Genomic DNA, 23,319 nt, shown 5'->3' on the forward strand with positions numbered 1-23,319 from the left:
GCCTTCACCACACTCCGGCCCTTTTTCTCGTTGACCCGCTTGGCCTTGGCGGTTTTGGAGGGCTTGGTCTTCACCCGCCGCACCGGGCGCTGGTGCGCGGCCACGATCAGCGCCGTCGCGCGCTCGCGGGCGTCGGCGCGGTTGGCTTCCTGCGTGCGGTGCTGGCGCGCGGTGATGAGCAGGCTGCCGGTCGCAGTCATCTTGCTGCCCGCGAGCCGCTTGAGCCGGGCGTACACATCGGGGGCAAGGCCGAGCGCGAAGACATCGACACGCAACTGGCAGGCGGTCGCGACCTTGTTGACATTCTGCCCGCCGGGGCCAGTCGCGGCGAGGAACTTCTCCTCGATCGCCGCCTCTGGCAGGACGAAGTCAGCCATGGTCCGATGCGGTGTCGGTGGCAGGCGGCGGCGCGGTCGGATCAACGGGGCCCGTCGCGTTCGGCTCGGGGTGATCGAAGCCGGCCGCGGCAAAGCGCGGCGGGGTCGGCGCGATCGCATGCACCGGTGGCTTGGCCCCGCGCGGCACGCTCAGCTCGGCGGCGTGGAGCAGCATCCCGTGCGGACCCGCCTTGCCATACACCGGATCGCCCGCCACCGGGCAGCCGAGCCCTTCGGCGGCATGGACACGGATCTGGTGGGTACGACCGGTCTCGGGGCGGAATTCGACCAGCGATTGTCCGCCCTCGACCCGCAGCAGCCGCCAATGCGTGCGCGATGGCTTGCCCTTGGCGTCACCCGTCATCCGCCAGCCGGTCTCCGCCGTGCTGACTTTGATCAGCGCGAGGTCGATCAGCCCGTTCTCACCCTCGGGCACGCCGTCGAGCACAGCGATATAGCGCTTGGCGACGGTCCCCGCCTCGAACGCTGCCTGAAAGCGCGCCTGCGCCTTCGGGTTGCGCGACAACAGCAGACAGCCGCTGGTGTCGCGATCGAGCCGGTGGACCGCGACGGGCCAGCGCTGGAAGCCGAAGGTCAGGCCCTGCAAGTGGTTTTCGAGGCTGAGGCCGCCGTCACGCGGCGGATCGACCGGCAGGCCGCTTGGCTTGTCGATCACGATCGCTTCGGCATCGATGAACAGGACATGGTCGGCAAGCATCAACTGCCCTTGCCAGTCTTGGCGCCGACATGCCAGAGCTAGGGTAAATCAGACGTTATCCGGGGGACCTATGAAGCACGCGATGGCGGCTGCGCTGGCTTGGCTGGCGCTGGCTTCGGACGGCGCGCAGGCAGAGTTACTGTGCCCGACGCAGGAAGTGGCCGCCGTCGACGGGCGGATGCTGGGCCATATCCGCTATGACGAGGCGCGCGCCGCTGATCTGGTGGCGGCGCCTGCCGGTTTCGCGATCGGCGCGCCGTGCCGGGTGCGGCCCGAAGTCGCGATTGATCTGGGCCGCATGCTTGCCGTCGCCGACGCCGACCCGCAGGTAAAGGGGCGGTTGCGCGCGGTTTCCTGCTATCGATCGATCGCGCATCAGCGGCAGGTATTCTGCGGCGCGATCGGCCCGAAAAAGCGCGCGCGCACAGCGGCCGACCGCGCCCGCTTCGTCGGCCCGCCGGGCTATAGCGAGCATGCGACTGGCTATGCGATCGATTTCGGAACGCGGCCGTCGCCGGGCTGCGGCGATGTGTCGGCGTGCTTTGCGGGCACCGCGGCAGGGCGCTGGCTGATGCAGCACGGCCCCGACTTCGGTTTCGAATTGAGCTTCCCGCCGGGCAATGCGCAGGGCGTGACGTGGGAGCCATGGCACTGGCGGTGGGTCGGCACGTCGTTGCTGATCCCCGGGTCGGCAGCGGCGCGGGCGACCTTTGCGACCGCACGCGCCACTTTCCCGGCACGACCGACGACTGCCGACAACCCGGCGCGAGCATTGGCGCCCGCGCCGGGCTTCACGATGCCGCGCTGATCGGCGGCCGGGTCGATCAGGCGGCGATCTTGGCCGCAACCTCGGCGATGCGGCGGCCCTGATAACGCGCACCGGCAAGGTCGATCGCGCTCGGCTGGCGGCTGCCGTCACCGGCCGCGACAGTGGTCGCACCATAGGGGGCGCCACCCAGCACTTCGTCGACGCGCATCTGGTCCTGATGGCCGTAATCGAGCCCGACGATCGTCAGGCCAAAGTGGAGCAGGTTGGTGATCACCGAAAACAAGGTCGTTTCCTGACCGCCATGCTGCGTCGCGGTCGAGGTGAAGGCGCCGCCGACCTTGCCGTGCAACGCGCCCGACATCCACACGCCACCGGCGGTGTCCCAGAACGCCGCCATCTGGCTCGCCATGCGGCCAAAGCGGGTCGGCGTGCCGACGATGATCGCGTCATATTGGGCGAGCGCTTGCGGCCCTTCGATCACCGGATGCGCGGTGTCGGTCTTGAAATGCGCGGCTTCGACCACGGCCTGCGGCGCGGTTTCGGGGACGCGGCGGATGTCGACCTCGGCGCCCGCCGAGCGCGCGCCTTCGGCGACGGCTTCGGCCATCTGCTCGATATGGCCATAGGAGGAATAATAGAGGACGAGGACTTTGGTCATGGCAGGTCTCCAAAATGCCCCCTCCCGCGAGCGGGAGGGGGTTGGGGGGAAGATTATTCGCTGTCGACGAGGACGACTTCGGCGTCGTCGATTGCCGTCACGCTGATCGTGCGGCCGCCCAGGATAGCTGCGCCGTCGCGCGCATTGATGCGCTCGCCGTCGACCTCGATCGTGCCGCGCGCCGGAACGAGATAGGCATGGCGCCCTTCGCCGATCGCATAGCTGATCGTCTCGCCGGCCTGCACGGTTGCTGCCAGCACCCGCGCGTCGGCGCGGATCGGCAGCGCGCCTTCATCCTCGGCAAAGCCGCTGGCGAGCGTCACGAACTTGCCGCTACGGTCCGCCTTGGGGAAGGGCTTGGCACCCCAGCTGGGGCTGCCGCCGAGCCGCTTGGGCTGGATCCAGATCTGGAACAGCGTCGTCGTCTCGGGCTCAAGGTTGTACTCGGCATGGCGCACGCCCGTGCCTGCGCTCATGACCTGCACGTCGCCCGCTTCGGTGCGACCCTTGTTGCCGAGCGAGTCCTGATGCGTGATCGCCCCCGAACGGACATAAGTGATGATTTCCATGTCGCGGTGGGGGTGCGGCGGGAAGCCGCTGTTGGAGGCGATCTCGTCGTCGTTCCAGACGCGGATCGCGCCCCAGCCCATGCGATCGGGATCATAATAATCAGCGAACGAGAAGTGATGCCGCGCGTTCAGCCAACCGTGATCGGCATGGCCCAGGCTGTCGAAGGTGCGACGGTCGATATGCGATTGGGTGGTGGTTGTCATCGCGTGTCTCCTTTGTTGCCGCCAAGATAGGGAATTTGATTGCGCGGTAAATGGAAACGATGGAAACCTATCGTTTCCCCTGATAGCGGATTGGGAGGCAGGAGATGGCGATGCGGTTACCCGATCTTGAAGCCTGGGCGATCTTTGCCTGTGTGGTCGAACACAGGTCGTTCAGCGGCGCAGCCGACGCAATCGGCCTGTCGAAAGCGACCGTGTCGAAAGCAATCACGCGGCTTGAAACGCAACTCGGCACCGGGCTGTTCCATCGCACCTCGCGGCGGCTGGCGCTGACCGAAAGCGGGCGGTCGCTCGCCGATCATGCACAGCGCATCCTTGCCGAGGCGCGCGCGGCTGAGGAGGCGGCGAACGATGGCGCGGCATCGTTGGCCGGGCGGGTGCGGGTGAGTGCACCGATGAGCTTTGGCCTCGCCCATGTCGCCCCGCTGCTGGCGCGCTTCCTTGCCGAGCATGAGCGGATCGAGATCGAACTCAACCTCTCCGATGCCGTGACCGACATCGTCGCCGAAGGTTTCGACATCGCACTGCGCATCGGCAGCCTGCCCGATAGTTCGCTCCGCGCGCGGCGGCTGGGGCCAGTGGCGATGCATATCATCGCCGCCCCGGCCTATTTGGCGCGCCACGGCCGCCCGACCCACGCCGGCCAGCTCGGCGAGCACCGGCTGCTGGGCTATACCAATGCGAGCGGGCCGCTGCATTTATATGGCCCCGGCGGCGCCGAAGTCGCGGTGCGCTTTGCCGGCCCGCTCGGCGCCAACAGCGGCGAAGCGATCCTGCCGGCACTGCGCGCAGGGCTGGGTATTGCCGTCCTGCCCGACTTCATCATCGCTGGCGATATTGCTGCCGGGACGGTCGAGCCGATCCTGACCGACTGGCGCACGGCGCCGGTTGCACTGCATTTGATGACGCCGCCCGGCACGCTCCGGCCCGCACGCGTTGAGGCGCTGATAAGCTTCCTTACCGACGAGATCCGGCGCCAATGCCCGCCCGACCCAGTGATTGACTCGCCGCGACTCGTGGATTGAGGCCACTTAATCACAAATTAACCTTTTGCCTTCATCCGTTGTTTGGTTAATGCTGTACCGTGAGCGATGCGCCGAACAGGTGGGCGTGGCGCTGCAACAGGGGGAAAGCCAGATGCGCGTGCTGCTGATCGAGGACGAGCCGACGACGGCGAAGGCGATTGAACTGATGCTCTCGGGCGAGGGCTTCAATGTCTATACGACCGACCTGGGCGAGGAAGGCCTCGATCTGGGCAAGCTCTATGATTACGACATCATCTGTCTCGACCTGAATCTGCCCGATATGCACGGTTATGACGTGCTGAAGAAGCTGCGCGTTGCCCGCGTGCAGACGCCGGTGCTGATCCTGTCGGGCAATGCCGAAATGGATTCGAAGGTGCGCAGCTTCGGCTTCGGCGCCGATGACTATGTCACCAAGCCGTTCCACCGCGAAGAGCTCGTCGCGCGCATCCATGCGGTGGTGCGCCGCTCGAAGGGCCATTCGCAGAGCATGATCCGCACCGGCAAGCTGGCGGTCAATCTCGACGCCAAGACCGTCGAAGTCGATGGCGCCCGCGTCCATCTGACCGGCAAGGAATATGCGATGCTCGAGCTGCTTTCGCTGCGCAAGGGCACCACACTGACGAAGGAAATGTTCCTGAACCACCTTTACGGCGGCATGGACGAGCCTGAGCTCAAGATCATCGACGTGTTCATCTGCAAGCTGCGCAAGAAGCTCAGCATGGCCTGCGATGGCGAAAACTACATCGAAACCGTCTGGGGCCGTGGCTATGTGCTGCGCGAGCCCGACGAAGTAGGCAGCGCCAAGGTCGCCTGACCAACCAGTTTCCAAGGGGGCAAAGGCCCGCGATCCACGCCGGATCGCGGGCCTTTTTCTTGCACCGTGCAGCCGGCACATCGCCGCCTGCGCATAAAAAACGGGAGGTCGCAGCTGCGACCTCCCGCTGAGGTTCGGGGGATGATCAGAGGCCGACGATACCGCCGTCATTCTTGGTGATGACGATCGTCGCCGAGCGCGGACGGGTGCCGGCCGGTGCCGTGCCCGTCGCCTGAGTGGTCGGCCAGCTGCTGGTCGGCGCAGTCGGGGTGCCGTTTTCGCCCGGGTGCTGGATGTTCACGAACAGCGTGCGACCGTCCGGCGTCGAGTCGACGCCGGTGATTTCGCAATCGTTCGGTCCGACGAGGAAGCGGCGGAGCTGGGTACCGGGCGCCCGGCCGACGCGCGTCGCCTGCGTGGCGCCACCCGAGTTGGTGACCGTGCGGACGCCGCCGTCGTTCACCGTGCCGGGGACGGCAAGCAGCATCTGGTTGTTGGTGACATCGCGGAAGGCGTTGTCGTCGGTCTGGATCCACAGGAACGGGTTGATCTGGCCCGACGCGTTCGAGGGGCGACCGAACCACAGGCCGTCGGGCGACGAGAAATCGTTGGTCGCGTCGAGGCCGGACAGGTTGATGTTGGTCGCATCCAGATCGGCACCGGCGCCGAACAGATAGATGTCCCAAGTGAAGCCGACGCTTTCCGAATTGTCGCCGATTTCGCGCAGGCGCAGGATGTGGCCGTTGCGGTTGCCGACCGCCGCGCTCGGCGGATCGACATAAGCGCGCGGGTTCGAGGCGTTGGTGTTCGCCGGCGTGCGCGACGCATTGTTGGTGAGGGTGAGATAGACTTCGCCGGTTGCCGGATTGACGGCGGTCCATTCGGGGCGGTCCATCCGGGTCGCGCCGAGCGCGTCGGCGGCGAGGCGCGAGTTGATGAGAACATCGGCCTGATCGGCAAACGAATAGGTCGTGTTCGCCGGCGTCAGCGGACCGTTGCCGAAGGTGAGCGCGGCCCAAGTGCCGGTACCATCGGGATTGAAGATCGCGACGTAGAGCGTGCCCGCGTCGAGATACTTGTCGCCGATTGCGAGGCGATCGGCTGCCTGCGCATCGGCGGGCACCCACGGCGTCGCCGACACGAACTTGTAGAGATATTCGTTCTGCGCGTCGTCGCCCATGTACCAGGCGGGGCGACGACCGGCGACGAAGTTCGATGGCCATGCACCTTCATGGTTGAAGCGGCCAAGCGCGGTGCGCTTGCGCGGCGCGGCGGTGCGGTCATAGGGATCGATTTCCACGATCCAGCCGAACTGGTTGTGTTCGTTGCGATAATCGTCGGTGGCCGTTGCGCCGGTCACGGCGACATTGTGACGACGGAAAATCGTATTGGCAGGATCGGCAGGAACGACGCTCGCCCAGCCATAGGCACCAGTGGTGCTCGTCACGCCGGCGCGGGTCAGCGCGACGACTTCCTTCGCCGAGCGCAACGGATTGTCGGTCGCGGGCGGACGACGGAAATAGCCCGCCCAGTTCTCCTCGGCCGTCAGGTTGGTTCCCCAAGGCGTGTAGCCATTGGCGCAATTGTTAAGCGTGCCCCGGCCTGCACGACCAGTCGGCGAGAACACCGTACGCATCTGCGGCGTGCCAGCCGCCGGACCGCTCATCACGGTCGGGGTCAGCGGCGTGATGCGGCGGTTGAAATTGCTGCCGACGGTGTAGCTCCAGGCACCCGCAGCGCTGCGGGTGACTTCGATCACGCTCAGGCCATGGCATTCCATTTCCCGGATCGCTTCGACTTCAGGGCGGGCGCCAGCGACGGTGGTCGGACCGTTCGGATGCAGATACTGCTGGTTGATGTTCTCGTGGTTCATCACGAGCAGGCCGCGGCTGTTGTTGGTGTCGTCGCGCGCCGTCCCGGCGGAATTCAGACCGTAATAATATACCGCGTCGTGATGGTCGCCCGAGCGATTGCCATAATCGTTGTCGGTGCCGTCGTTGCGGTATGCTGGCGTGCTGGCGTTGATCGGGTCACCCGTGCGGTAAAGCACCGTCACGGTGTAACCGGCGGGGACGGTGACGACGTCGCTGCGATTCTTCGCGACAGCCGTGAAGCCGATCTGCGCGGGCGACACCGTGACGGTCGTGTCGGCGGTGCTTGCCTGCGCCAGATTGTCGTTCGCCTGATAGCGGAAAACGAGCTGCGTCGCGGCCGACACGGCGGGCGCGACGAAGGTGAACACGCCCGCGGTCGCACCGGGGATCAGCGTGACGGGCGGACCCGAAATCTGGAACACCGTCTGCGAAGCAACGCTGCCATTGTCGGTTGCAGTGCCGGTCAGCGTCACGACGCGCCCTGCGCTGGTGTTGCCCGACGAACCGAAGGTGACGACCGGCACGGGGTCAGCTGCCGTCGGCGTCACCGCGTTGGACGTGCAAGCCGAGAGCACCGAGCCGCCGAACACGGCGATGGCTGCTGCCGAGGCACCGCTGCGCAGCGCTTCACGCCGCGAATAGCGCGCATCGATCATCGCATTCAGCGAGGGATTGTCAGTCCGGTTGGTATCGACGTCGCCATCGTCGTAGCTGAAGCAAACACTCATCGACTCAGTCATGCTAACCCCCTGAGGTTGTGCGATTCCTTGATCGCATTAAGATTACTCAAGGGTATTGCGCGCCCAATCCGACGCTTTGATGGACTTTCAATGACTCCTTGGTGAATGTTATTGGTCGCTAATGTTGCAAAGGACGTAAGTGCCCGCACGCATCAACGCTTTTGCCAAACCTTGACGCCGCCGATCCACGTCTGCTCGACCTTGGTCGCGCGCAGGTCGCTGGCCGAAACGGCGGTCGGATCACGATCGACGATGATGAAATCGGCATATTGGCCGGGGGCAAGCCGCCCGAACTGCGCCTCGGCAAAACCGGCATAGGCGGCGTCGATTGTATAGGCTTTCCACGCCTGTTCGCGCGTCACGCGTTCCTGCGGCTGCCAACCGCCGAACGGCTGCCCTTCGGCATCAGTGCGAGTGAACCCGGCCGCCCAGCCAGCGAAGGGATCGGGGCTTTCGACCGGATAGTCGGTACCGAACGCGAGCGGCACGCCCTGCTTCAGCATCGTTGCCCAGGCATAGGCGCCCGCCAGACGATCTTGTCCAAGCCGCGCCTCGGCCATCGTTCGGTCGCTGGTCTCGTGCACCGGCTGCATCGAGGCAATCGTGCCGTGGCGCGCGAACTGCGGCAGGTCAGCAGGGTCGACGATCTGGGCATGCTCGATCCGCCAGCGTCGGTCGCCCTTGTACGTGTCGGCAAGCTCGTCGATCGCGCCCAGCACCTGCGCATTGGCGCGGTCGCCGATCGCGTGCACCGCGACCTGATAGCCGTCCATCGCCGCGCGGCTCATCAGGTTGCGCAGCTGTGCATCGCTCAGGAACCCCGCACCGCTTTGCGTGGCAGCATCGCTATAAGGCGCCTTCAGCCACGCGCCGCGCGAGCCGAGCGCGCCATCGGTGTAGAGCTTGACGCCGTTCAGCTTCAGCCGCCCCTGATACAGCCACGGCGTCGGCCCGGTGCCGCCGATGCGGATCGTATCCTCGACGCCCGCGCCATAGCTCATGATCCGCACGCGCATTGCGCCTGCGTCTCCGGCGCGGCGATAGGTCATCCAGTCGTCGAGCGTCGTGCCCATGTCGGCGGTCGCAGTGATGCCGAAACCGAGCAGGATTTCCTGCGCCTTGTAGAATGCGAGCGCCCGTTCCTTCGGCAGCGGCATCGGCACCGCGCGCTGCACCAGCGCCTGCGCTGAATCGACGAACACGCCATTGGGTTCGGTACCGGTCTTTTCGATCCGCCCGCCCGCCGGCGTCTCGCTCTTGGCAGTGACGCCGGCAGCCTTCATCGCCGCCGTATTGGCCCAGCTGGCATGGCCGTCGGCACGCGAGAGCCAGACCGGGCGGTCGCTCACGGCGGCATCAAGGTCGGCCGCCGTCGGGAAGCGCCCCAGCCCCCATTTCTCCTGGTTCCAGCCGCCGCCGAGGATCCATTTGCGCTCAGGGTTGGCCGCCGCATAGGCGGCGATCTTCGCCTTGGCCTCGTCAAGCGTCTTGGTGTCCGACAGATCGAGTTCGAGCGCACGGAAGCCGAGTTCCATCACATGGCCGTGCGCGTCGACGAAGCCGGGGATCAGCACCTTGCCCTTCATGTCGGCGCGCCAGTCGAGCCGGTCGGGGCGCTTGTCGCCGTCCTTCAGCAGCCGCACGACCTTGCCCTCGTTCGACACCAAGAGAGCACTGAAGCGGACGACCACGCCGCGCTCGTCGAGCGTGACGCCGTCGACATTGTCGACCAGTCCATCGGCGTGGGCCGGGGCGGCCAGCAGCAGGGCAGCGAGCGCGAGCAGCTTTTTCATTCACTTCGTCTCCAGGCACAGGCAATCGGCTGGCAGGGCATGGCCAGCAGCCCTCGGGCATAAGCACTGTTCCCCCATGGCGCCAGATGGTCTAGGCCCCCGCCCCACCACCGCCCTTGGACTGTACCCGCAGCCCGGCAGCAAGAGGACCGAACCGCGCGCATGGCGAGCATCCCCGACCTTCCCGTTTCGATCGACGACATCCGCGCGGCCCATGCCCGCATCGCCGGCGCGATCGTCCGCACGCCGACGCTCGTCAGCCGCACGTTGTCCGAACTGACCGGCGCGACCGTTTATCTGAAGTTCGAAAATCACCAGTTCACCGCCGCCTACAAGGAACGTGGCGCGCTCAACACGCTGCTGCAGTTGCCGCGCGACACCAAGGGCGTGATCGCGGCATCGGCGGGCAATCATGCGCAGGGGTTGGCCTATCACGCGCACCGGCTCGGCATTCCGGCGACGATCGTTATGCCGACGACGACGCCGATCGTGAAGGTCACGCAGACCGAAGGTCACGGCGCCAATGTGATTCTGGTCGGCGAGACGTTCGACGAAGCCTATGCGCATGCGCGCATGCTCGAGGCCGAACAGGGCCTGACGTTCGTCCATCCGTTCGACGACCGGCGGATCATCGCCGGGCAAGGCACCGCCGCGATCGAAATGCTGGAGGATGCGCCCGACATCGACATGTTCGTAACGCCGATCGGCGGCGGCGGGCTGATCAGCGGCATGGCGGTCGTCGCGCGCGCGGCGGGCCGCCCGATCGAGGTCGTCGGCGTCGAGGCCGAACTGTTCCCGTCGATGTACAACCGCGTCCGCAACGGCCAGCTGCCCTGCGGCGGCGAAACGCTGGCGGAGGGCATTGCGGTGAAGGAACCGGGCCTGATCACCGGCCGCATGGTCGAACTGCTGGTCGACGACATCGTGCTGGTGAGCGAGCGCAGCCTCGAAAAAGCGGTGTCGCTGCTCGTCCAGATCGAAAAGACCGTGGTCGAGGGCGCGGGCGCCGCTGGCCTTGCCGCGCTGATCCAGCATCCCGAACGCTTCAAGGGCAAGACCGTCGGGCTGGTGCTGTGCGGCGGCAACATCGACACGCGGCTGCTGGCGAATGTGCTGGTCCGCGATCTCGCGCGTTCGGGGCGGCTCGCGCGCGTGCAGATCCGGCTGCAGGACCAGCCGGGCGCGCTGTTCAAGCTGGCGGGCGTATTCGATGCCGAACGCGTCAACATCATGGAAGTCTATCACCAGCGCATTTTCACCTCGCTGCCCGCCAAGGGGCTGATCACCGAGATCGAATGCGAAACCCGCGACCGCGCGCATCTTGAGCGGCTGCTGACGGCAGTGCGCGCCGCCGGTTATGAAGCGAGCCTGATCGAACTCGCCTGAGGCGACCGCGAGCCGAAGCGAATCTCACGAGCGACGGACCGAGTCGGCGGCCGCGTGCGGCGCGGTGGCCGATCGGCTATCATCGCGGCGTGCCGATTGCGCATCTCCCGCTAATCCACAGCTCTGTTAACCCTCTTTCGTGGTAAAGCGGCTTTTCATCATGATCGCGACGATTCATAACAGCCCCCAAGCGCGTCGGCGGGCGTCGCGCGAGGGGACCATCGAGCGGTGACCGCGCCTTTTCGCTTTCCGCGCTTCTTCGTGACCAGCCCGTCGCCCTGCCCCTATCTGCCGGGGCGGCTGGAGCGCAAAGTGTTCACCGAGCTGGCCGGGCCGCACGCCGCCGAACTCAACGACGCGCTTGGCCGAATCGGGTTCCGCCGCAGCCAGTCCGTGGCCTATCGCCCGAGCTGCGCGGGATGTTCGGCCTGCGTGTCGGTCCGCGTGGTCGCGGACCAGTTCGCGCCCAACGCGACGCAGCGCAAGCTGATCCGCCGCCACGCCGATCTCGATGTGCGCGCCTGTCAGCCATGGGCGACCGACGAGCAATATGATCTGCTCCGTCGCTATCTGGCGAGCCGCCATCCCGGCGGCGGCATGGCCGGGATGGACGAGGCCGATTATGCCGACATGGTCGAGCAGTCGCCGGTCAAATCCTATGTCATCGAATATCGCGAGCCTGCGCGCCCGGGGCGACGCGGGCGGCTGGTCGGCGCTTGCCTGACCGATCAGCAGGTCGACGGGCTGTCGATGATCTACAGCTTCTTCGATGCCGACCATGAAGAGCGTCAGGGCCTAGGCAATCTCATCATTCTCGATCACATCCTGCGCGCGCGCGCCGCGGGGCTGCCCTATGTCTATCTCGGCTATTGGGTGAAGGGCAGCGCGCGGATGAGCTACAAGACGCGTTATCGCCCGATCGAAGTGCTCGGGCCGACCGGCTGGAGCCTGCTCGCGGACGAAGACGCCGCACCGGCCAAGCTCCCGCTGCCCGCTGACGAGCTGGTCTAGCGCCTGCCTCCGGCGACTGTCACAGTCGCGTCATGCCGCCGATGCTATCGGGGGCATCGATCATGGGAGACGGATGATGCGGATCGCGGTTGCGCTGGCGCTGCTCGGTACGGGGTTGGCCTCTGACAGCATGGCGGTGGCCGCTGACGACATCCTGCCGACCGGCCAGCGCATCACCCCGCTCGCCGCACCGGGCAGCACCATGATCGCGCTCGATCCCGAAGTCGCCGAGCTGCCGGGGCTGAAGCTCGGGTTTGCCGTCAACGCGGTGCTGTCGCCCGATCGCACCCGGCTGGCGATCGTGACGGCGGGCACCAACAGCCTGGCAGGGCCGGACGGCAAGCCGCTCAATCCCAAGGCGACGGGCGATTTCATCGTCATATACGACGTGACCGGCCCCACCCCGCGCCGCACCGCGACGATCGATGTGCCAGCCAGCTATGGCGGGCTCGCGTGGAGCGCCGACGGTCGCAAGCTCTATGTCGCGACCGGCGTCGACGACAGCGTGCGCGGCTATGCCGAGGCGGGCGGCGTCTGGACCCTCATCGGCACGCCCATCAAGCTCGGCCATGGCGCGGGCATCGGCATCGACACCAAGCCGCTCGCCGCCGGCATCGCCTTGTTCGACCGCGACACCCGGCTCGCCGTCGCCAATCGCCACAATGACAGCGTGTCGATCGTCGATCTTGCCAGCGGCGCGGTGCGCGAGATCGATCTGCGCCCCGGTGGCGGCAAGCCCGGCGGCACTTCGCCTTACTGGATCGCGGTTGCGGGCAAGACGCTCTGGGTGACGAGCCAGCGCGACCGCGAGCTGGTCGAGGTCGACCCGGTCGCGGGGCGGGTGCTGCGCCGCGTCGCGCTGAAGGGCGTGCCCAACCGCGTCATCGCCGACCGCGCGGGCAAACGCCTGTTCGTGACCGAGGACAATGCCGATCTGGTCGAGATCGTCGATGCGGCGAAGGGCGTGGTCGCGCAAGCCGTCCCGACCCTGCCCGACACGCGCACGCGGCCGCGCGGCGCCACGCCGACCAGCCTCGCCCTGTCGGGCGACGAGCGCACGCTCTATGCCACCAATGCCGGCACCAATGCGGTCGCCGTCATCAGCCTCGCTGCCCGCAAGCCACGCCTCGCCGGGTTGATCCCGACCGGCTGGTACCCCGCCGCGGTCGCCTGGACACCGAAGCGGCTGTTCGTGATCGATACCAAGGGTCAGGCCGGCCCCAATCGCGGCTGGTGCGCGCAGATCGTACGGATGAAGCAGCAGGGCGACTGCGCTAAACCGCGCGTCGGCCGGGCAAGCAATGATTACATCCTCCAGCGCGTCCGCTCGGACCTGCTGACGATTCCGCTGCCGTCGGCCAAGACGCTTGCGGCGCTGACGCCGCGCGCGCTTGCCAACGCCCGGATCGGCGCCGCCGCGAGCCGCGCCGATACGCTCAAAATGGCTGAGCTGCGCAAGCGGATCAAACACGTCATCTATATCGTCAAGGAAAACCGCACCTATGATCAGGTGCTCGGCGACCTGCCGCGCGGCAACGGCGACCCGCGCCTGGCCCAGTTCGGGCGCGCGATCACGCCCAACCAGCATGCGCTGGCCGAACAATTCGTGACGCTCGACGATTTCCGCGTGTCGGGCGAAGTCTCGGGTGATGGCTGGCAGTGGAGCACGGCCGGCCGCGCAACCGACGTCAACGAACAGCTGGTCCACGCGCAATATTCGGGCAAGGGCGGCAGCTACGACAGCGAAGGCACCGAACGCGGTGTCGTCGTCAGCGGCAACAAGGCCGAACGCCGCGCCGCACAACCGCTGGTCGACGAGGACGACGATCGGCTGGCAGGCAACCGTAACGCCGCCGAAATCGACGGGCCAGAGGATGAGCGCGGGCTCGGTTATCTGTGGGATGCCGCGCACCGGGCCGGCAAGTCGGTGCGCAACTATGGCTTCTTCCTCGACCTCTCGCGTTACGACCAGCCCGTCGACAAGGGCGGCATCCCGCCGCTCGAAGACCCGTTCGCGAGCAAGACTCCGGTCGCGGTCGTCGCCAGCAGCTTCCTGAAGCCGCTCACCGACCCCTATTTCCGCGGTTTCGACAGCCAGCTCCCCGATTTCTTCCGCTTCCGCGAATGGCAGCGCGAATTCAAACAGTTCGAGGCCAAGGGGACGATGCCGTCACTGTCGTTCGTGCGCTTCATGAACGATCACATGGGCGCGTTCGACACTGCCATCCGCGGCGTCAACACCCCCGAGACGCAGCAGGCCGACAATGACTATGCCGTCGGGCTGCTGGTCGAAGCGATCGCCAACAGCCGCTTCGCCAAGGACACTTTGGTCTTCGTGCTCGAGGATGATGCGCAGGACGGCCCCGACCATGTCGACGCCCACCGATCAATCGCGTTTGTCGCCGGACCCTATGTCAAGCAGGGCGCCGTGGTCTCGACACGCTATACGACGGTCGACATGATCCGCACGATCGAAGCGATCCTGGGCCTGAAGCCGAACAACCTCTTCGACGGCGGCGCGCGGCCGATGGCGGACGTGTTCGATCTGGCGCAAGGGCCGCGCTGGTCATTCAAGGCGACGCCCGCGGACGTGCTCTATTCGACCAAGCTGCCGCTGCCGCCACGCCAGGCCGCCGGTCCGATCGCGCAACCGCGCCGCGATGCTGCGTGGTGGGCGGCGGCAACCAAGGGTTTCAACTGGAAGTCAGAGGACAAGAACGACGCCGATGCGTTCAATGCCGTGCTGGCGAAGGGGCTATCGGAGGGGAAATAGCCCCTTCGCCAGGGCAGCGACATGGGCCGAACGCGGCCCCGCCGCCGCCGCCGCTGCCCCCGCGCAGGCGCTCGGGCAGTGCCATGCCAGATGCGCGGCAGACGCTCGACGATCCACCGCGCACATCGTTGCCTGCATCCTCCCCATGGTGGGCCTCTGCGGACCCGTTGCATCCGGAACGCTAGCGGACACGTAGCTGGATCATGGGCTCGTTTGGGTTGGCGTGATGATGCACGGGCGAATGATGGCGAACGCGGTCGAACCACATGACAATGCGCTGCTCGGCGCGCTGCAGCCCGAGGACCAGTGCCTGATTGCCAGCCGGCTTCAGCGGCACGTTCTCAATGGCGGCGCCATCCTTCTCGACCCTGCGCAGCCGTTCGACCGCGTCTATTTTCCCGAAACCGCGGTGATCGGGCTGTGCGCGGAAACGGCAGCAGGCCGGCCGATGGGTGTCGGGCTGGTCGGTCGCGAGGCGATGGTCGGTTGGGAAGTGCTGCTGGGCGGCGCCGCCCCGGCGCTTACCGCTGTCACACTGCTGCAGGGCGGAACCATCCTGTCGCTGCCGGTGGCGACCTTGCGACGGGCGTGCGACGCCAGCGCGACGCTGACATCGGCATTGCTGCGCTCGGTCGGCGCGCTGATGCAGCAATTGGGTGCCGCCGTGGTCTCGACCGCGAGCGATCCGGCCGAGCGGCGGCTCGCGCGCTGGCTGCTGATGCTGCATGACCGCATCGACGGCGACGAACTGGCGATCAAGCACGGCGAACTTGGCGTGATGCTCAATCTGCGCCGCGCCACCATCACCGATTGCCTGCACATCCTTGAGGGCGAACGCGCGCTGCGCTGCACGCGCGGCCGGATTACCGTTCGCGACCGTGCCGTGCTGGAGCGTTTTGCTGCCCTTTTCCAAGGGACTGAAGACGGGCGCGGTGCGCGATCGACGCGCTCCGGTCCGCCCAGTGGCGGCACTAACCTCCTGTTAGGCTTTCAGGCCTAGGCTCGCGATCTGGGGAAGCATATCCGGGCCGGGCAAATGACGTGCAGCATGATTTCGAGGTCGAAGCCTTTGCGCTGCATTGCTGCGCCCGGAACCGCTGACGGCTGCTGATCGCGATGGCGATGCCCCCGTCCGCACTCCGTTCGCCGTTCGATCCCCAACGTCGCGAAGGCGAGCGTGCGCGGGTGATGATGATCGCGTCGATCCGCGAGCGCGGCACGACCGCACACAATGCCGTCATCAACGACCTGTCGCGTCAGGGCTGCCAAGTCTCCAACATCTTCCTGCGCGCGGGCAAGCCAGTGTGGGTCAAATTCGGCCAGCTTGCCCCGATCGAAGGCATGGTGATGTGGGCACGCAGCGACCAGTGCGGCATCCGCTTCAATCAGGCGCTCCATCCCGCCGTGCTCGATCACGTCGCCGCCGCTGCGCGGGTGCGCTGACCCGGCACAGTGATCGTTAGGGCGGCGACGGGCCGTCAGCGCTTTTCTTCAGCCTTGTATTTGTTGTGGCAGGCAGCGCAGGTGCCACCCAGCACCGCGAATTGAGCTGCAAAAGCGGCATTGTCGCCCGACTTTGCCAGCGCGTTGAGCTTGGCGGCTTCGGTCGCCATCGCAGCGGCAGCGGCTTCAAACCCGGCGCGGTCGCTCCAGACGGTGGGTAAGGCTTCGGATTTGGGGGTCGAGCTGCCAGCGGGGAACAGTCCCGGCAGCGCGCGTGCCCAACCGGCAATGGCGCCGGAGGGCAGTGCCAGCGTCTTCACATCGTCGCCGCGCGCAATCGCCGCCTTCATCGCCAGGAAATTGCCGAGGTTCAGCCGAAACGCGGACTGCCGTGCGGCAACCAGCGCCTCGGCACTCGGCGTGGTTTCGGCTGGCGCCGCGAAACCGCTACCGGCAACGCCAAACACCAGTGCGACAGCGGATAGAGCGAACAGGACGCGCATCGGCATTCTCCTCTCGGGTCGGTGACGACGGAGGCTAGGCCGCGCGCGCCCGATCGGCAAGACGCCGCGCAAGTCCGCAAACACCGCGCCCCAGCCAATAGCGGCGGGGCGCGGCGCGCATGGGTCGATCAATCGTCGTCGTCGTCGGCGTCATCGCCTTCGTCGGCGTCGTCATCGTCCATGTCGTCATCATCATCATCGTCGTCGTCATCATCGCCGGAGACGTCGGCGTCGTCCTCGTCTTCGTCTTCGTCTTCGTCTTCGTCCAGATCGGCATCGTCATCCTCGCCGAGATCGTCGTCGTCGGCATCCTCGTCCTCGGGGCCCATGTCCGGCGCAATATCGGTCAGCACGGTGCCATCGCTCGGCCCGTCGCCCGTCACTTCCAGGATTTCGGCGCGCTGGCTTTCATCATAGCCATCTTCGTCAAAGCCTTCGCCCACCGGACCGTCTCCGGCAATCTGCACGCCACCGATGCTCATTTCCCGTCTCCTTGCCGCTTGGTTGCGGACCGACTCCGCCAACGGCTCCGATGATCACCGGTTCCGGAGACTCTGTGATGACGTTAACTGGATTAGGATGATCAGCTCGGGCGGAACAGGCGCCCACGCTCGACGACCGCGACGATGGCAAAGGCAATCAGCGAGGCGACGAGGAAACTGCCATAGAGCGGCACCGTCGTTCCGTCGAAGCTCTGGCCGATCAGCGCGCCGACCACGGCGCCGGCGGTGACCGTGATGAAGCCCTGCACGCTGGACGCCGTGCCCGCGATCGCGCCCATCTTTTCCATCGCCATTGCCGAGAAATTGGCGCTCGCCAACCCAAAGCACGCCATTGCCAGCGCCTGAAGGACGGCAAAGCTCCAGATCGTTTCCATCCCGCTCGCCGCCACCGCGAGATGCACCGCCGACAACAGGATGAAGCCTGCAAGCGCAGTGTGCGAGATCCGCCGCGTGCCCAGCCGCAGCACGATCCGCGAATTGAGCAGATTGGCAAGCGCCATCATGCCCGCAACGCCAATGAACACCGGCACCAGCAGCCGGTCGCTGCCGGTCAGCGCGGCAACGATCTGCTGCACCGAATTGATGAAGCCATAAAGCGCGCCGAGCAGCGCGGTCGACGCCAGCGTATAGCCGATCGACGCGCGCTCGGTGAGCGTCGTCCGCCAGTCGGCGATCAGCCGCGCGAACGACAACGGGTGGCGGCGTTCAGGCGGCAAGGTTTCGGGCATGCGGATCGCAAACCATGCCAGCACGCCGCCGCTGACCATCGCGATCAGCACGAAGATCAGCCGCCAGCTGCCGAACAGCAGGATCAGCTGACCAAAGGATGGCGCAAGCACGGGGGCGGCCATGAACACCATGAACGCAAGGCTCATCACCCGCGCCATCGGGCGCCCTGAATAGCAGTCGCGCACCAGCGCCACCGTCACCACCCGCGACGCGGCAATCGCCAGCCCGCTTGCAAAACGCGCCGCCAGCAACAGCTCGAAACTACTCGACATTGCCGCCACCAGATTGGCAACGACATAGGCGGCAAGCGCTGCAAGCAGCACCGGGCGCCGCCCGAACCGGTCAGCCAGCGGGCCGTGGACCAGCTGCGCGAGGCCGAAGCCGAGCAGGAACGCGCTGATCACGAATTGCCGGTGATTCTCGCTCGCGACTCCCAGCGCCGTGCCGATCGCCGGCAGCGCGGGCAGCATCGCATCGATGCCAAGCGCGGTCAGCGCCATCAGCGACGCGACCAGCGCCACGAATTCGACGAATCCGATCGGCGCGCGCTGTTCCTGTTCAATGGCTTGCGGAGCGTTCATCCGGGCGCCCATGCCCGATCACAGGCCATGCGTCACTCGCTAATCACCGATGCGGCGCGATGGCGATTGACCTGACGGAGCACGGTGCGTATTATTTAAGTAACTCACCCAGAAAGGACTGCCCATGCGCGCGCTTGTTGCTCTTGCCCTGTTGGTGGCCCCGCTCGCCGCGTGCAGCGACAAGGGCGACGACTCCGCCATCCGCTATGACGAAAACGGCAGCGCGGGCAATTTTTCGATCAACGTGCCGGGTTTTTCGGGCAAGATGAAGCTGCCCAAGCTCAAGCTCGATGCCAGCAATGTCGAATTCAACGGCGTCCATCTCTACCCCGGATCGACCGTCAGCAGCTTCAACCTCGACGCTTCGGGCGATGGCACGGATGAAGGCAAAGGCAAGGTCCGCATCGGTTTCGAAAGCCCCGCCGACCCGGCGGTGGTGCGCGACTGGTTCGCCGAACGGCTCGGCAAGGTCGGTTTCACACTGAAGGCGGACGGCAACAGCCTGGTCGGCACCGACGACGACAAGGAGCCGTTCCGCATGGACCTCGAACCCGCCGGGGCTGGCAAGAGCAAGGGCATGGTCACCGCAGGCGGCTGACGGTTACCGATTCTCGCACAACGGTGCTGAATCGTCCTGTCGCTTGACGTGGCGCCGCGTGCGGGCGGACTAGGCGGGCCACTTTTCGGAGCGCTGACCATGACCCGTTCGCCGCTTGCCGCCCTTTCGCTCGCACTTGCCCTTGCCGGTTGCGGCAGCGCGCCCGAGCCGACCAATCGCGCCGCGCTCGCCGACATGAATGACGCGATGATGGCAAACGCCACGACCATGCCGATGCCGATGCCCGACGGTCGCGTCGGCGACATGGCGAAGTTCGCGCTCTATCCGGGGTCGAAGCTGGTCGAATCCGCCAAGATCATGCCGCACGAGCCCGAGGACATGACGAGCTTCAGCTTCTGGAGCCCCGCCCCGCCCGCCAAGCTGCGCGGCTGGTACGCCGAAGAACTCGGCAAGGCGGGCTATAAGCTGCGCGTCGAGGCCAACAGCCTGATCGGCAGCGACGACCACGGCAAGCCGTTTCGGCTCGACCTGATGGACGCACCGGGCGGCGCTGCAATGGGTGTCGTCAGCAAAAGCTGAGCCACTGGCGGGTCGCGGTCGGGCGTCCTATTGTTGGGGCAGCCATTTTCACGGACGCCACGCAAATGCCCGATACGCTCGACAAAATTCCCACGCTGTCGCTCAACCAGAACCGCGACGACCCCAATGGCTTTGCCGCCGCGATCGGGGCGTCGTTCGAGCGGTTCGGCTTCGCGGTGGTTGCCGATCACGGCGTCCCTGCCGATCTGGTTGATCGCGCCTGGGCCGAGACCAAGGCGTTCTTCGACCTGCCCGAGGAGGAGAAACGCGGCTATTTCGATCCCCGGGGCGGTGGCCAGCGCGGCTATACCCCGTTCAAGACCGAAATCGCCAAGGGCGCGAGCGCGGTCGACCTCAAGGAATTCTGGCACGTCGGGCGCCCGCTGCCCGCCGGGCATGCCTTCGAAGCCGTGATGCCGCCGAACATCTGGCCGACGCGGCCCGAGGGATTCCGCGACACCTTCACCGAGCTGTTCGCGGCGTTCGACCGCGCGGGCGACGTGATCCTGTCCGCCATCGCGCGCCATCTGGGTCTTGCGCCCGACTGGTTCGACCCGGCAGTGAAGGACGGCAATTCGATTCTGCGGCTGCTCCACTATCCGCCGATCCCCGCCGACGCCGAAGGCGTGCGTGCGGGCGCGCATGAGGACATCAACCTGATCACGCTGCTGCTCGGCGCTGAGGAAGCGGGGCTCGAGCTGCTCGACCGTGACGGGCGCTGGCTGGCAGTGAAGCCGCCCGAAGGCGCGCTAGTGGTCAATGTCGGCGACATGCTCCAGCGGCTGACCAACCATGTTCTGCCGTCGACCACTCACCGCGTCGTCAATCCCCCGCCCGAGCGGCGTGGGTCGTCGCGCTATTCGATGCCCTTCTTCCTCCACCCCGCGCCCGATTTCCTGATCGAGACGCTGCCCGGGTGCGCGAGCGCCACCAACCCCAATCGCTACCCCACCCCGATCACCGCGCATGATTATCTGCACGAGCGGCTGGTTGAGATCGGGCTGGTCAAGGTCTGAGCTCCTCCCCTCCCGCTTGCGGGAGGGGTCGGGGGTGGGCAGTGAGCATCCACAAGCGGCCGTGCCTGAGGTGACCGCTCGCCCACCCCTAACCCCTCCGGCAAGCGGGAGGGGGACTTGCGGCGGGGCAAGCTTCACCGCTAGCGCTCGTCGGGAAGGAGTTACCCGATGACAGCACCTCTCCGCGTTGCCCTCGCCGGGCTTGGCACCGTTGGCGGCGGGGTGATCCGGCTGATCGATGCGAACGGCGACCTGATCGCGCGGCGGGCCGGGCGGCGGATCGAGATCGTGGCCGTCTCGGCGCGCGACCGTGCCAAGGATCGCGGCGTCGACATCGCCCGCTTCGGCTGGGTCGACGATACCACCAAACTCGCCGAGGCCGACGCCGACGTGATCGTCGAGCTGATCGGCGGATCGGACGGCCCCGCGCTCGCGCTCGCCCGCGCCACGCTGGCGGCGGGCAAGGGCTTCGTCACCGCCAACAAGGCGATGATCGCGCACCACGGGCTCGAACTCGCGTCCGCCGCCGAAGCCGCGCGCGCGCCGCTGAAGTTCGAAGCCGCCGTCGCGGGGGGCATTCCCGTCATCAAGGGCCTGCGCGAAGGCGCCGCCGCCAACGAAATTGCGCGCGTCTATGGCATCCTCAACGGCACCTGCAATTTCATCCTGTCGAAGATGGAAGCCGAAGGCCGCGATTTTGCCGAAGTGCTCGCCGAGGCGCAGGCTTTGGGCTTTGCCGAGGCCGACCCGAGCTTCGACATCGACGGCATCGACGCGGGCCACAAACTGTCGATTCTCGCCAGCGTCGCGTTCGGCACGCGGCCCGCGTTCGGCGCGGTCGCGGCGAGCGGCATCCGCCACATCCTCGCCGCCGACATCGCCGAGGCCGCTGCGCTCGGCTATCGCGTGCGGCTGATCGGGCTTGCCGAAGCGGGGCCGCAGGGGCTGTTCCAGCGCGTCCATGCGCATCTGGTGCCGGTCGATCACCCGCTCGCGCATGTGACGGGCGCGACCAATGCGGTGGTGGCGGAGGGCAATTTCGTCGGCCGTCTGCTGTTCCAGGGCGCAGGCGCGGGTGACGGGCCAACCGCGAGCGCCGTCGTCGCCGACCTGATCGACATTGCGCGCGGCGAATATGGCGCGCCCTATGCGATGCCCGCCGCCGAACTCGCCGACACCCACCCCGCCGACAGCGGCGACCGGATCGGGCGCGCCTATGTGCGCTTCACCGTCGCCGACAAAGTGGGCGTGCTCGCCGAGATCGCGACGGCGATGCGCGACGCGGGCGTCTCGATCGAAAGCCTGATCCAGCGCGGGCGCGTCGGCGACGGCAGCGTGCTCGTCGCGATCGTGACCCACGAAGGGCCGGAGCGCGCGGTGGCGCAAGCGCTCGAACGGCTGCGCGGCTCGCCGAGCCTGACCGACACGCCGCTGTGGATGCACATATTGGGGTAGCGGCGACGGGCCGACGTTACTTCCCGAACCCGGTCGGTGCCGCGCTCACCGTCACCGTTGTCCCGCCGCGGATTTCCTGCACTTCGAGCGCGCGCTGGGCGACGCCGTCGGGACCGAAGCGGAACGCACCGTCGAGCCCTGCAAAACCGCCGCGGTCGTTCAGCCGCTCGGTCGGGAAGGCCGCGCCGATCGGCCAGTCGCGCATGATCCGCACCGTCAGCAACACCGCATCATAGCCAAGGCTCGACAGCCGGTACGGCGCCTTGCCGAAGCGGGTGCGATACTTGGTCGCATATTGGCGGTAGAGCCCGTCCGATACGCTCGCGAACCAGGCGCCTTGCAACGCGGGCGCAGCGGCGACCGAGGCTTCGGTATTCCACAGGTCGGTGCCCAGCACCTGCGCGGTCGGCCCGCCGCTGCGGCGGATGATCGGCACCGCAGTGGCGCCAACGCTGCCCGAGTCGGCGATCAGCACTGCCTGATAGGGCGAGGCGCGGCCCATGCGGGTAATTGCCGCGGTCAGCGATCCGGGCTGGCGATCATAGGTCTGCAGGCTCACCACTTGCCCGCCGGCGTCCTCGACGGCCCGCAGCAGCGCGGTCGACGCGCGGTCACCGTAGAGGCCGTTGGGCACCAGCCCGGCGAAGTCGCGAATGCCCTTCGACGCAGCATAATCGACGACGCGCGCGATCGACTGGGCGGGTGCATAGCCAAGCACGAAAGTGCCGCCACCGGCCACGCTGGTGTCGTTCGAGAAGGTGATAACCGGCACGCCCGCGCGCCGTGCGATCGGCCCGACCGCGCGCGCATCATCGGCGAGCAGCGGACCGAGGATCAGCCGGTTGCCATCGGCCAGCGCCCGCTGCGCGGCAGCAGCAGCGCCCAGATTGGTGTCGTAAGTTGTGATGCGGATCGCTTCGTTGCGCAGGTCGAGAATCGCAAGCTGGGTCGCATTGGCAATGCTCTGGCCGACACCGGCATTGGCGCCGGTCATCGGCACCAGCAACGCGACGCGCTGGCGCGCGGTATCCTGCGGAATGCCGGTGTCGACGCGTGGCGGGGTGACCGGCCGCGCGACCGGTGGCGGCGCCGAGGGCGGCGGAGCAGCGGGGCCGCGCGGCACCACTGTCTGGCAGGCAGCGAGCATCAGGCCGAGCCCGGCCGCAATCAATTTGCGTGCCCAGATGCCCGAGCGTTGCGAACGTCGTGCTGAGTCTGTCAT

General features: G+C 66.8%; 22 protein-coding genes. 12 read left to right on the forward strand and 10 right to left on the reverse strand.

The features are described from left to right. Together arfB and AX672_RS10900 are read right to left on the reverse strand one after the other, a co-directional pair. Nucleotides 1-377: alternative ribosome rescue aminoacyl-tRNA hydrolase ArfB (arfB, locus tag AX672_RS10895; RefSeq protein ID WP_066651318.1), on the reverse strand; the 377-nt coding region annotated here is incomplete at its 3' end. Further along, a complete protein-coding gene (locus AX672_RS10900) occupies nucleotides 370-1,095 on the reverse strand; it encodes an RluA family pseudouridine synthase (RefSeq protein WP_082730507.1) in 726 nt (241 codons plus the stop codon). The genes AX672_RS10900 and arfB, both read right to left, overlap by 8 nt. A gap of 82 nt (nucleotides 1,096-1,177) precedes the next feature. On the opposite strand from AX672_RS10900, the gene AX672_RS10905 reads away from it, so the two are divergent. Then, a complete protein-coding gene (locus tag AX672_RS10905) occupies nucleotides 1,178-1,903 on the forward strand; it encodes a M15 family metallopeptidase (protein ID WP_066651380.1) in 726 nt (241 codons plus the stop codon). Nucleotides 1,904-1,919: 16 nt separating this feature from the next. Here the strand turns inward: AX672_RS10905 and wrbA are convergent, their stop codons facing one another. Continuing rightward, nucleotides 1,920-2,522, reverse strand: coding sequence for an NAD(P)H:quinone oxidoreductase (gene wrbA / locus AX672_RS10910; protein WP_066651319.1), 603 nt, complete (start codon nucleotides 2,520-2,522; stop codon nucleotides 1,920-1,922). A gap of 53 nt (nucleotides 2,523-2,575) precedes the next feature. Beyond that, nucleotides 2,576-3,295 (reverse strand): pirin family protein, encoded by a 720-nt coding sequence (locus AX672_RS10915; RefSeq protein WP_066651320.1) that lies wholly within the window; start codon nucleotides 3,293-3,295, stop codon nucleotides 2,576-2,578. Nucleotides 3,296-3,405: 110 nt separating this feature from the next. Between AX672_RS10915 and AX672_RS10920 the strand changes: the two genes are divergently transcribed. Together AX672_RS10920 and ctrA are read left to right on the forward strand one after the other, a co-directional pair. Then, a complete protein-coding gene (locus AX672_RS10920; RefSeq protein ID WP_066651381.1) occupies nucleotides 3,406-4,338 on the forward strand; it encodes a LysR family transcriptional regulator in 933 nt (310 codons plus the stop codon). A gap of 112 nt (nucleotides 4,339-4,450) precedes the next feature. Beyond that, nucleotides 4,451-5,152, forward strand: coding sequence for a response regulator transcription factor CtrA (ctrA, locus tag AX672_RS10925; protein WP_066651383.1), 702 nt, complete (start codon nucleotides 4,451-4,453; stop codon nucleotides 5,150-5,152). A 145-nt stretch (nucleotides 5,153-5,297) separates the two neighbouring features. On the opposite strand, the gene AX672_RS10930 is transcribed toward ctrA, so the two are convergent. Continuing rightward, a complete protein-coding gene (locus AX672_RS10930; RefSeq protein ID WP_066651321.1) occupies nucleotides 5,298-7,766 on the reverse strand; it encodes a PhoX family protein in 2,469 nt (822 codons plus the stop codon). 152 nt (nucleotides 7,767-7,918) lie between these two features. Next, on the reverse strand, nucleotides 7,919-9,559 hold the full coding sequence (locus tag AX672_RS10935) for an amidohydrolase (RefSeq protein WP_066651322.1): 1,641 nt from the start codon (nucleotides 9,557-9,559) through the stop codon (nucleotides 7,919-7,921). Nucleotides 9,560-9,721: 162 nt separating this feature from the next. On the opposite strand from AX672_RS10935, the gene AX672_RS10940 reads away from it, so the two are divergent. From AX672_RS10940 to AX672_RS10960, 5 genes are all read left to right on the forward strand, one after another. Beyond that, nucleotides 9,722-10,945, forward strand: a complete 1,224-nt coding sequence (locus AX672_RS10940) for a threonine ammonia-lyase (RefSeq protein ID WP_066651324.1) — start codon at nucleotides 9,722-9,724, stop codon at nucleotides 10,943-10,945. 228 nt (nucleotides 10,946-11,173) lie between these two features. After that, the gene (locus AX672_RS10945) at nucleotides 11,174-11,956 is read left to right on the forward strand and encodes an arginyltransferase (protein WP_066651326.1); all 783 of its coding nucleotides are present in this window, start codon (nucleotides 11,174-11,176) and stop codon (nucleotides 11,954-11,956) included. Nucleotides 11,957-12,032: 76 nt separating this feature from the next. Then, nucleotides 12,033-14,729, forward strand: a complete 2,697-nt coding sequence (locus AX672_RS10950; protein WP_168727447.1) for a bifunctional YncE family protein/alkaline phosphatase family protein — start codon at nucleotides 12,033-12,035, stop codon at nucleotides 14,727-14,729. 244 nt (nucleotides 14,730-14,973) lie between these two features. Next, nucleotides 14,974-15,729 (forward strand): Crp/Fnr family transcriptional regulator, encoded by a 756-nt coding sequence (locus AX672_RS10955; RefSeq protein WP_202189313.1) that lies wholly within the window; start codon nucleotides 14,974-14,976, stop codon nucleotides 15,727-15,729. 116 nt (nucleotides 15,730-15,845) lie between these two features. Further along, nucleotides 15,846-16,172, forward strand: coding sequence for a PilZ domain-containing protein (locus tag AX672_RS10960; protein WP_066651330.1), 327 nt, complete (start codon nucleotides 15,846-15,848; stop codon nucleotides 16,170-16,172). A gap of 35 nt (nucleotides 16,173-16,207) precedes the next feature. On the opposite strand, the gene AX672_RS10965 is transcribed toward AX672_RS10960, so the two are convergent. From AX672_RS10965 to AX672_RS10975, 3 genes are all read right to left on the reverse strand, one after another. Further along, nucleotides 16,208-16,675: a c-type cytochrome gene (locus tag AX672_RS10965; protein WP_066651332.1), complete on the reverse strand. Its 468-nt coding sequence runs from the start codon at nucleotides 16,673-16,675 to the stop codon at nucleotides 16,208-16,210. Between the two features lie 128 nt (nucleotides 16,676-16,803). Then, entirely contained in the window at nucleotides 16,804-17,157 is a 354-nt protein-coding gene (locus tag AX672_RS18615) for a DNA primase (RefSeq protein ID WP_168727448.1), read from the reverse strand. Between the two features lie 101 nt (nucleotides 17,158-17,258). Beyond that, nucleotides 17,259-18,488, reverse strand: a complete 1,230-nt coding sequence (locus AX672_RS10975) for a multidrug effflux MFS transporter (RefSeq protein ID WP_066651386.1) — start codon at nucleotides 18,486-18,488, stop codon at nucleotides 17,259-17,261. A 124-nt stretch (nucleotides 18,489-18,612) separates the two neighbouring features. Between AX672_RS10975 and AX672_RS10980 the strand changes: the two genes are divergently transcribed. The 4 genes from AX672_RS10980 (at nucleotide 18,613) to AX672_RS10995 (ending at nucleotide 22,097) form a co-directional block, all read left to right on the forward strand. Further along, nucleotides 18,613-19,086 (forward strand): hypothetical protein, encoded by a 474-nt coding sequence (locus tag AX672_RS10980; protein ID WP_066651334.1) that lies wholly within the window; start codon nucleotides 18,613-18,615, stop codon nucleotides 19,084-19,086. A gap of 99 nt (nucleotides 19,087-19,185) precedes the next feature. Then, nucleotides 19,186-19,626, forward strand: a complete 441-nt coding sequence (locus tag AX672_RS10985; protein WP_066651336.1) for a hypothetical protein — start codon at nucleotides 19,186-19,188, stop codon at nucleotides 19,624-19,626. Nucleotides 19,627-19,691: 65 nt separating this feature from the next. Then, nucleotides 19,692-20,642: an isopenicillin N synthase family dioxygenase gene (locus AX672_RS10990; RefSeq protein ID WP_066651338.1), complete on the forward strand. Its 951-nt coding sequence runs from the start codon at nucleotides 19,692-19,694 to the stop codon at nucleotides 20,640-20,642. A 168-nt stretch (nucleotides 20,643-20,810) separates the two neighbouring features. Continuing rightward, complete coding sequence (locus AX672_RS10995; protein WP_066651340.1) at nucleotides 20,811-22,097, forward strand: homoserine dehydrogenase; 1,287 nt, start codon at nucleotides 20,811-20,813, stop codon at nucleotides 22,095-22,097. 16 nt (nucleotides 22,098-22,113) lie between these two features. On the opposite strand, the gene AX672_RS11000 is transcribed toward AX672_RS10995, so the two are convergent. Next, complete coding sequence (locus AX672_RS11000) at nucleotides 22,114-23,319, reverse strand: penicillin-binding protein activator (protein WP_066651341.1); 1,206 nt, start codon at nucleotides 23,317-23,319, stop codon at nucleotides 22,114-22,116.

Source organism: Sphingomonas sp. CCH10-B3, assembly GCF_001556185.1.
GTDB classification, from domain to species: Bacteria; Pseudomonadota; Alphaproteobacteria; order Sphingomonadales; family Sphingomonadaceae; genus Sphingomonas; species Sphingomonas aquatica.